Raw genomic sequence first — 9,544 nt, forward strand, 5'->3', positions numbered from 1 at the left:
GAGCGCAACGGATCACAGATGAAATAATTTCTTTGCAGGGTCAGATGGATAATTTTAGGGCGCAACGCATTGCACGAACTGAGGTAATGAGGGCCAGCAATGAGGGAGCAATGGAGGGTGTTCAGGATTTGGGTATAGCTCTGAAAAAAGTATGGCTGAGTACAACCGATGCACGTACACGAACTCTGGCCGATGGAGAATTTGACCATGCAATGATGGACAATGTATCAGTTGATTACAATGATAAATTCAATGTAAACGGTGATTTAATAGATTTCCCCGGAGACCCTGATGGCGACCCGGCTAACACAATAAACTGCCGCTGTGCAGTTGCTTTTGAACCTAAAGAATCGACACTAATATGAAAACAATAGAATACAAAAGCATATCCGGCAAAGTCAAAGACATTGACGAAGAAAAAAGAATCGTAACGGGCTATTTCACCAGCACCGGAACATTAGATTCTGATGGCGATATATTTGCTGATGGAGCCTTTCGCAAAACAATAAAAGAACGCGGGCCATCCGGGAAAAATCAGATTTGGCATTTGTGGCAACATGACACGCTCTCACCGATCAACAAACCGTACAAACTGGAGGAAACAAAGGAGGGCGTGTACTTTGAGACAATGTTTCCTCAGAATGCAATCGCTGACCTGGCCCTATCCCTGTACAAAGCCGGGGCAAACCCTGAACACTCAGTCGGGTTTGAAGTCTTGGCCGAAACACAGGATAAAAAGGCGCGTGTGATTACACAGAGCCGCATGTGGGAGGGTTCGACTGTGCTATGGGGTGCTAATGAAAACACACCGTTTACCGGCCTGAAAAGTGCCGAAAAAGCTAAGGAGCGAATCGATATGTTTGAAAAGTTATTGAAAAACGCTACCTTTAGCAAAGACGAAATATATGAATTACTCTACCGTGAAATAGAACAACTGAAGGCCATTATCATCGAACCGGCGCAAGACCATTCGACCGATCAAAAGCCAAAAAGGAGTTCACTACCTAAAATAAGTATTAACATTTAATCAAAAAAATACAATGAAATACAAAGTATTGAAAGTTGAAGAAGGCGCGGAACTTGACGAAAGCCAAATTGCCGTGCTGAAGGCAATCGATGAGGTGATGCACTCGCAGACCCAAACGGTAAAAGCCGACAAGAAAGAACTGGAAGAAAAACAAAGCGCGCTCCAGTCACAACTTGAAAAAATGGCGCAATCTCAGAACTTCGAGGTGATTCAGAAGCAGTTGAATGAACTGTTTAACCGCGTTTCCCCGCTTAATGCGAAGCCGGTAAATGAAAAGCAGGCTTCTAAAAAGGAACGTGAACTTAATAATAAGTGGGTAAAATCGCTTGTTAAAAAGGACATTGAGGGAATGAAAAAGCTGGAAATGGAATTGAAAGAATCCTCTTTTGAGCCTTTCATGCACACCGGAACACAGGTTCATCATGACAACTACCTGGAACAGGGTTCTTACCTCATCCCCGAATTGTTCTTAGCTGAAGTGCAACGCTTCGTATTCGAGGCCGGAATTGCAAGGCGCGAAATGCGTTATTTGCCTTTCGGCGGCCCCGGTAACGAGCGCAGGATTCCTGTACTTACTCAATCAGTTGTTGTTGAATGGGTAGAAGAAGCCGGACGCAAGCCGTTGAGCAAGCCTTACATTGGTCAGGTAATTCAGAGGCTGAAGAAACTGGCCGTGATCGTTCCTTTCACCGATGAGATTCTTGACGACAGCGCAATCGACCTGATGGGCCTTGTAGCACAGTTGATCGGCGAAGCAATCGCAATCGAGGAAGACCGCGTATTTTTTCAAGGTTCAATCCTTGCCGGCGACCCGTTCGATGGTATCCTGAACAGCCTGGGAGTTGGAACGTTTCAACTCGGAGTTGGCGACTTGGTTGCTGACCTTACCGCTGATGATCTTGAGCAGGTAATCTACGAAATACCTACCCCGGCCAGAGCAGGTGCAAAATGGTACATGCACCCGACTGTTTTCTCTGTACTTCGCAGGATCAGGGTTGATGTTTTGGCTGGAGGAGATAATCTTGGTCAGTACTTAATCCAAATGCCGACCGGAGCCGCACCAGCGACAATGTGGAATTATCCTATTGTGCTGACTGATGAGCTGCCAGCTGCTTCTGAAATTGCAGCCGGCGAGCCTTTCATGTTCTTCGCCAACCTTTCCCGCACTTCAGTTTATGGAGACAAGGGCGGTTTGGCATTGAAGATGCTTGATCAGGCTTCATTGACCGACGCCGAAGGCAATACCGTAAACTTAGCGCAAAATGATATGACCGCAATCAGAGCGGTTAAGCGTGTGGGTTATGTGAATACATTGCCGCAAGGTATTTGTGTAGTATCAACTGGAAACGCAACCTAAACCAAACTTACAGGGGGTGAGATTCCCCCTGTATTTTTTCTTATGATAACTGTAGCGCTGCCAACTTGGAATAATAAAGAAATCATCTTTCTCACAATGGAAGGACTGATACGACAGAAGCAATCACCCGAATGGGAACTGATTGTACTGGAGTGTATTTCTTTCAATGAGGTAGGGGGTGACTATTTTAAGAACTATTGGCCGAAGCTGAAAAAAGCCGGGTGTGTTCGATTGAAATACATTTACAGCAAAACGCGATTACCGCTAAACCAAAAATGGCTACAATTAGCGAAAGCAGCCGACCAGAAAAGTGTGACGTTTTGCCTTCAGGCTTCAGACGACTACCCACACGCGGAGCGCAATCAGAAAGCACATGAGGCTATTATGGCCGGAGCTGATTGGTACGATTGCAGGTCTTATTACCAGTATCATATCGGACTTGACAAGATGATATATTATAACAATGGACAGACCGGAGAACAGGACGTTAAAGAATGGAAGACCGGGTTTAACATTGCTTTGCGTACAGAAAAAATACGCAACATTCAATCTAAAAAGTACGTTCGCAGCGGCGTTGATTTTTGGCTGCTTACTCAAATGGGTGAGGTAAAACGCTATGTTGATCAGAATGATTACACGGGCCTAAGCACAACCGGAATGAACACAATCAGTACAAAGCGTTATGATTACTTCATGAATCCGCGTTACCCGTTCTACGAAACGGACAAAACGCCTGATGACATGAAAGTGCCGAAAGCAGTACTAAAAAAACTGTACGAACTTAAACCGCTTGCAGTCATTGATAAGGTAAAAATTGACAATGAATTGATATTAGTTGAATTTACCAAGTCTATAAACGGTCGTTTACCCGGACACAGGACAATGATCCCCAGGCACTCACTACCCTATTTTCAAATCAGGGATGCAATCAAAATAATTTATCACGATAACAAACAGGAGGAATACGAACTATGTACATAAAATTAGATATTAGCTGGCAAGGTAGAAAAGCCGGAGACACGATAAAAGTGGATGATAAGCACTACCCGTTTATCATTCAGAACAAAATCGGCACGAAGGTAAAACAGCCTGACTACGAAACTAAAGAAGAAAAGAAAGCACCAACACGCTCACGTAAAAAGAAAGCAGATGCAACGGACAACAACGAAAATAACTGAATACCTGAGCGGCGAACCTGTGCAGTTGCACGAGGCTAAGGCTTACATAAGGGTATTTCACAACAATGATGACAATTACATCTCATCGACATTGATACCTGCCGCGCGGTCTTACTTGGAGCAGTTGACAGGCGTTTCAGTGATGGAAAAGCGGATACTGGTCAGCGTCAAAACGGCACGAACTGAGTTCATGCTCCCCCAATGGCCGGTTAAGCAGATAGAAACAGTTTCACCGGATACATTGACTGAAGCAGACGGGTATTTGGATAACACCGCGGGTACTGATATTGAAATAGAATATATTACGGAAGCGTATATTTTGCCGCAAATAAAACAGGCAATTCTTAATCTGATTGGTCACTGGTACATTACGCGCGATATGTCAGAAGTTCCGGACTCAGTTTACATAATGGTTCAACAAATAAAGCGCTCAACATGGTTCGCATAGACCCCGGCAAGTTCAATGTATTTTTCACCCTGCAAACGTTATCGGTCGATGATGATGGCGCGGGCGGAACGAATGAGCCTGTTTGGTCTGATGTTGCGCACTTTTGGGGCGAATTGTCACAGAGCGGGTCAGGACGTGGTATCAGAGACACGCAATTTGTTTTTGACTATTCGTATCAGGTAAAAACGCATTACATGAGCGAACTGGAGCAACTTACAGAACGTGCCCGGCTTGTGACTAATCATGGATGGGTGCTGTACATAGACAATATTGAAAACATAGACACTAAGAATTTTTTCGCAGTCATTAAATGTTCAAAGGAAAAGTAAATGGCTAAACAGCAAGGCATATCGATAAACGTTGTCAAATCTTCATTACGCAATACCGTAAAGAATATTTCTGACAATGATAAACGTATGCAAGAGGCTATTAGTAAAGTGATTGCTGAGGTCGGAGTAAATATACAACGCGATGCAAAACGCAATGCACCCGTTGACTTCGGTTTTCTTAGGGCTTCGATATACTTGGATTTCAAAGGACAGGGCAGGCAGGATAAAAGCGGAATACGCGGCGGGCATAGGCAGTTAACGATACCATTGCCGCGTATCGAAAGCCGTAAAGATGGATTAGACGCGATCATTGGGAGTGATTTAGATTACTCATTGAAGATGGAGCGCCGCGATAGGTTTCTTCAGAGTGCATACAGAACATGGGCCCCAAAAATAAAACCATCGATTGAAAAAGAAATAAATAAAATATTAAGGAAGCACCAATGAAAGAAGTTACAACAGAAGTACGCAAACACTTTCTTGCAATGATTACACCGCTGGAAGTAAACGGTCAGGAAGTCACTGTGAGCAACATTCTTTCATCATCGCTTAATTTTCCGTTCGTGATTGTCAGCACCAGCGCAACGGGTGACGGAACGAAATGCAGCCGTGATTGGCTTGTTACGACCACCATCGACATTGTTGTGAAAACATCCGGTGATTGGGGTGGCGACAAGCTAACTGAAGACATTGCAAACGAAATATACGAAAAGATTGACAGTAACCGCCCATCTTATGGCATTACTGATAATTTCACGATCACAACACAAACGGTGGAGGCCGCCGATCCTTTCCTTGAGCAGTACAATAACGGTAGAGTACTAAGGAAAACGATCACAATTCAAAATTATGTATCAATTCTAAACTAATAATACAATGGGAAAAATTAATGGCAGTGCCCTGCTTATGTCAATAAACGTAGCAGCTCCCGGCGATCCTGTGGACTATAAAGTTGTTTGCGGTGCAACATCGCACTCAATTAGCTTTGCAACGGATTTGCCTGATGCAACGTCAAAATGCAATGACGGGCACGAAGATTTTATTGCAGGATTGAAAAATACGTCTGTAACGGTTGACGCGATGGAAGCACCAATGGACGACATATCGTTTGCTGATGTATTCGACCTGTGGACAAACAGAACTGAGGTTCTTATTCAATGCTACCTAAGCCCTGAAGCAGCTACTTTTCTTTCGGGTGTTGCGGTAATTGAATCGCTTGATCAAACTGCGGATATGGAGCAACCAGTAACGTGGTCAGCTACATTCAGGGTGAAGGCTCCAGGGTTGGTCGTAAATCCGACCACATAAGATGGAGTTCAAATTAAATAGAGGCTTTTTCAGGCGCAAGGTTAAATTTAGGTTTGACCTTGCAGCCCTGAAAGCTGCTACCGTTGCGGCACGGCTTGACTTAGGCGAATTTTACACCAGCGACAAACTGACCGATGATGACCGCTTGTTTTTTCATGCTTATGGCGCTTGGCTATACAATAGGCCAGTAAATCTTATCAATCTGGACAAGTTCTCTAAGCTATGGGGTAAGCTCAATATTAAACAGATGAATCAAATCAAATCATTCAGGGCGCAATCTGAAATAGTATCAGAACATTATATGAAAGCACTGAAGCAAGCCGCAACGGAGGAAAAAAAAAAGCCCTGACGTGGGCGGGGTTGCATGATGTGATTCTTGGTGACTTGCAAATGCCGATACAGGATGCAATGAAATTAACGCTCAATGAGATTGTAATTATGCAGCTTGGTCAGATACGCAAAAGAGAAGAAAGATTACATTCAACTCGGTTGCTGATGTGGGAAATACGTACTAAGCACCTGAAGCCGGGAAAAACAATTACACCGGATGATATTTTCAAACTTTCAGGGGATGCAGAAAAAAAGCCGGAGCGAATGACAAAAGAAAAATTCTTACAGCTAATCAAAAAAACGCAAAACTGATGGCGAAGCAAACAACAAAGGTAAAAGTCGAAGCAGACAACAGGAGCCTTAAACGAGGTCTTAAAGACTCCGAAAGGGATGTGCAGGGCTTCGGGTCAAAAGTTGAAGGGCTGGCCAAAAAGCTAAAGATGCTTGCCGGAGCCGCCGCTATTGGAGCGGTTGTGAAAGGGCTTGTTGATATGGCTAAACAGGTAGGAAAAACAGCCGACCGGTTATTAGACCTGGAGCAAATCACCGGGATAAGCACGGATAGATTGCAGGAATATGAACATGTTGCAAGGGTCGCGGGGGTGAACAGCGAGGCAATGGCAAACGCGGTGATGGGATTGACCCAGCGTTTGGCCAGGGGTGCAGAGATGAGCGCAGGTCTAAGGATGGGTATAGAAGCGCTTAATATTTCGGTGCATGACAGTAGCGGAAATCTACGCGATTTGGGCATAGTCACAGAGGAGGCGATTGTTGCGCTTTCTGAAATGCAGGACATTACGCAACGAAACGTCATTGGGGCACAGCTATTTTCAGGGGCTTGGAAAGACTTAGCGCCGATTCTTGCACTTGGTAAAGATGGAATCGAAGCGGCAAAGAATGAAGCGCGGGAATTAGGATTAGTGATGAGCAAGGAGTCACTGGAAGCGGCCAACGCTTTCCGAGTTGAAATGGAAACGCTTAACGCGCAATGGTCTGTGATGAAAAACAATATAGGGCTTGCCGTCATACCTGCATTGTCAGCACTGATACAATATATCAATTCATTACGGCGCGGGTATAGTGACTTTCTTGAACTGATAGGCACAAGACCGCCTAAGATTGATTTTGACTCTGTTCAGATTGAGCGCGATGTAAAAGATACGGTTGATGCAATAATAGAACAATTTGCAGGAGCTGGGGAGCGTTCCGGTGAGGACTTCATAAAGGAATACCAGCGAATTATTGACAATGAAGGTAAGAAAATCAGAATGCCCGTTCCTGAAAGGGGTGCTTTCCCCTCCGGTCGTGATGGGTCGAGAATGTTTGCTCTTGCCGTTGCTGAAGCAGAAAGGTATAATTCTGTAATTGAACAGACAATAGCTTACGCACATCAACAAATCGCATCAATACAACAGCAAGCGGATGAACTTGAAAAGGTAAATGAAGAAAATCAAACATTGTTGCAAACAGAACAGCAGCGCCGCGATTCATTGGGTGATATTGGCCGGTTGCAGGAGGACTTAGCAAAAGCAGAGGCGGCTTTCATCGCAGCCAATACTGACGCGGAAAGGGAGCGCTTCACACGCCGGATTGCACAACTGAAAACAGAAATAGAACTTATTAAAGAGCGTGCATCATTAGAAGCACAGGGCGGGCGCGAAGCAGACAGGAGAGGCTTGACCGGAATAAGCCCGATTGCACCGATGGGGATTGCAACAGATACAGCACATCAAGAATGGTTAGATCAGCAAGCGGAAAAAACAATAGCGCTTAAAAAATTGACCGAACAGGCACAATCTACAGGACAGGCGCTGTTAAACATGGAAGGATTCGCGGTCGATGCTGCCTATAACGCGGGTGTGGCAATGGGCAACATGGCGGCTGAGGGAGGTAAGGCGACACAGCAAATCATTAAACAGATGATGGCGCAAACCATCGCGGCTTTGATCAGGCATATAATGACACAAGTTCCTTTCCCGGCTAACTTAGCACTTGCAGCCGGGGCCGGCGTGATGGCTTCCGGGTTGTTTTCGCAGATACCCGCTTATGAGAAAGGCACGAACTTTCACGGCGGCGGTCTGGCGCTGGTCGGTGAAGCAGGGCCGGAAATCGTGAACTTGCCGCGTGGATCTCAGGTACACACGAATAGGGAAAGTATGGGAATGATGGGGGCCGGCGGAAGGGTTGAGTTTGAAATAAAAGGTGATCGGCTGGTAGGTGTATTGCAACGGTATTCATCAAGATTAAACAGTTCAACATGATAAACACAGGTTATCATAATTATGAAGGAATAGCGCGAATAGAGTTCGACACGTTGCGCGGTAAAGAGGTGAAATGTACAATTAGCCGTATATTTCAACAGCAAGCCGCGCCGCTTCAGATATTCAAGGCCGTGGGTAATCCTCTGACAATTTCGATGCTGGGTGGCGAAGACACATTCAGAACGATTAAGGGCAGTGAGGCGACATTGCGCGTGCATAATGTAGAGAATTTCGCAGCGCTTGGATTACTGGCTAAGGGAAACAAAGATTACACATTGACGGTAGAATATGAATCGCAGGTAATTTGGCGCGGGTTCATGCAGCCAGACCAGTGGAATGAGCCATTCAATGCTACACCTTACCCTTCAGAGTTTCGATTCATAGACGGGCTTTCGTTGCTTAAAGAGCTGCCGTTTGCCGATGCTGATGGATGCTATTTTCGTGGCTATTTTCGGGACTTTCAAATCATCGGGTACTGTCTTAGCCAAATAGGATTAAGACGCAATTTTGTTGATCAGATCAATCTAATTGACCAAAACACAGACAGCGCCGACATTGCGGGAACGTTATTTGAAAAAATAAAGAACGTTGAAGCGTTCCGGGGAATGAGCTGTTACGATGTTATTGAAAATATACTAAAATCCTACGGGGCACGTATTGAATACGCAAACGAAAAGTACTATATTAGAAGGATAGACAGTTCAGGTAATGAGCGCTCTGTGCGATATGACATACCTCCAAACAGTTTCCCGATCATCGTTGAGGGAACGGTTGAGAACTTTGTGGAAGAAATTACCTGTGCAAATGAGCCGGAGCCGACACGAATATCATGGCTAAACAGCACACAGGAGTTATTTAGATTGCCCGGCGTGAAAACGCTTAAAATAAATCAGGATTATGGCGTAAAGCCTTCTATTTTCCCGCGTTCCGGCTTTGAAGAGTGCGATTTTGACAGCAACGGAAATTTACGCTACTGGACAAGCAACGGAATAAGAAAAAGAACAGTAGAAGGTGAAACGGTTGTGGAGTTCAGGGAGTGGGTTAGACCACCATCTGGGCCCGGCCCATACACACCACCAGCATTCATTGAGGCTTTCACCGATACACCTTACAGCGGTGAGGGTAACGTATCAGCCGCAACAGGAGACCTGTTTGAAATTGACTTTGTATTTCGCAACGTAAATTATCAGGCGTTCGATGCTGGCCGGTACAGATCACCCCGGAGGCCATCATTAGTATTGAACACATCACCTCGATGAAGACGTTGAGCGCGAAGCCGAGCGTGCCGGTGACGTCGAAGAGGCAG

14 protein-coding genes are annotated in these 9,544 nt (G+C 45.2%); all 14 read left to right on the plus strand.

Features of this window, described 5'->3' with window-relative positions:
* The coding region (locus EA392_01480) for a hypothetical protein (protein ID TVR41533.1) at nt 1–365 on the plus strand (365 nt) is incomplete at its 5' end.
* On the plus strand, nt 362–1,027 hold the full coding sequence (locus EA392_01485) for an HK97 family phage prohead protease (GenBank protein TVR41534.1): 666 nt from the start codon (nt 362–364) through the stop codon (nt 1,025–1,027). The genes EA392_01480 and EA392_01485, both read left to right, overlap by 4 nt.
* A 13-nt stretch (nt 1,028–1,040) precedes the next feature.
* Nucleotides 1,041–2,384 (plus strand): phage major capsid protein, encoded by a 1,344-nt coding sequence (locus tag EA392_01490; GenBank protein TVR41535.1) that lies wholly within the window; start codon nt 1,041–1,043, stop codon nt 2,382–2,384.
* Between the two features lie 42 nt (nt 2,385–2,426).
* Nucleotides 2,427–3,365 (plus strand): hypothetical protein, encoded by a 939-nt coding sequence (locus EA392_01495; protein ID TVR41536.1) that lies wholly within the window; start codon nt 2,427–2,429, stop codon nt 3,363–3,365.
* Nucleotides 3,356–3,562, plus strand: coding sequence for a hypothetical protein (locus tag EA392_01500; protein ID TVR41537.1), 207 nt, complete (start codon nt 3,356–3,358; stop codon nt 3,560–3,562). The genes EA392_01495 and EA392_01500 overlap by 10 nt, the downstream gene beginning before the upstream one ends.
* Nucleotides 3,563–3,677: 115 nt before the next feature.
* Nucleotides 3,678–4,010: a phage gp6-like head-tail connector protein gene (locus EA392_01505; GenBank protein ID TVR41538.1), complete on the plus strand. Its 333-nt coding sequence runs from the start codon at nt 3,678–3,680 to the stop codon at nt 4,008–4,010.
* Nucleotides 3,998–4,339: a hypothetical protein gene (locus EA392_01510; protein TVR41539.1), complete on the plus strand. Its 342-nt coding sequence runs from the start codon at nt 3,998–4,000 to the stop codon at nt 4,337–4,339. Before EA392_01505 ends, EA392_01510 begins: the two co-directional genes overlap by 13 nt.
* Nucleotides 4,340–4,786: an HK97 gp10 family phage protein gene (locus EA392_01515; protein ID TVR41540.1), complete on the plus strand. Its 447-nt coding sequence runs from the start codon at nt 4,340–4,342 to the stop codon at nt 4,784–4,786.
* Nucleotides 4,783–5,208 (plus strand): hypothetical protein, encoded by a 426-nt coding sequence (locus tag EA392_01520; protein TVR41541.1) that lies wholly within the window; start codon nt 4,783–4,785, stop codon nt 5,206–5,208. The genes EA392_01515 and EA392_01520 overlap by 4 nt, the downstream gene beginning before the upstream one ends.
* A gap of 7 nt (nt 5,209–5,215) precedes the next feature.
* Nucleotides 5,216–5,647, plus strand: a complete 432-nt coding sequence (locus EA392_01525) for a hypothetical protein (GenBank protein ID TVR41542.1) — start codon at nt 5,216–5,218, stop codon at nt 5,645–5,647.
* A gap of 1 nt (nt 5,648) precedes the next feature.
* Entirely contained in the window at nt 5,649–5,996 is a 348-nt protein-coding gene (locus tag EA392_01530) for a hypothetical protein (GenBank protein TVR41543.1), read from the plus strand.
* A gap of 41 nt (nt 5,997–6,037) precedes the next feature.
* On the plus strand, nt 6,038–6,289 hold the full coding sequence (locus EA392_01535) for a hypothetical protein (protein ID TVR41544.1): 252 nt from the start codon (nt 6,038–6,040) through the stop codon (nt 6,287–6,289).
* Nucleotides 6,289–8,238, plus strand: coding sequence for a hypothetical protein (locus tag EA392_01540; protein TVR41545.1), 1,950 nt, complete (start codon nt 6,289–6,291; stop codon nt 8,236–8,238). The genes EA392_01535 and EA392_01540 overlap by 1 nt, the downstream gene beginning before the upstream one ends.
* The gene (locus EA392_01545) at nt 8,235–9,497 is read left to right on the plus strand and encodes a hypothetical protein (protein ID TVR41546.1); all 1,263 of its coding nucleotides are present in this window, start codon (nt 8,235–8,237) and stop codon (nt 9,495–9,497) included. The genes EA392_01540 and EA392_01545 overlap by 4 nt, the downstream gene beginning before the upstream one ends.
* The last annotated feature ends 47 nt before the right edge of the window (nt 9,498–9,544 follow it).

The sequence above is a fragment of the Cryomorphaceae bacterium genome (assembly GCA_007695365.1).
Classification (GTDB): Bacteria; Bacteroidota; Bacteroidia; order Flavobacteriales_D; family SKUL01; genus SKUL01.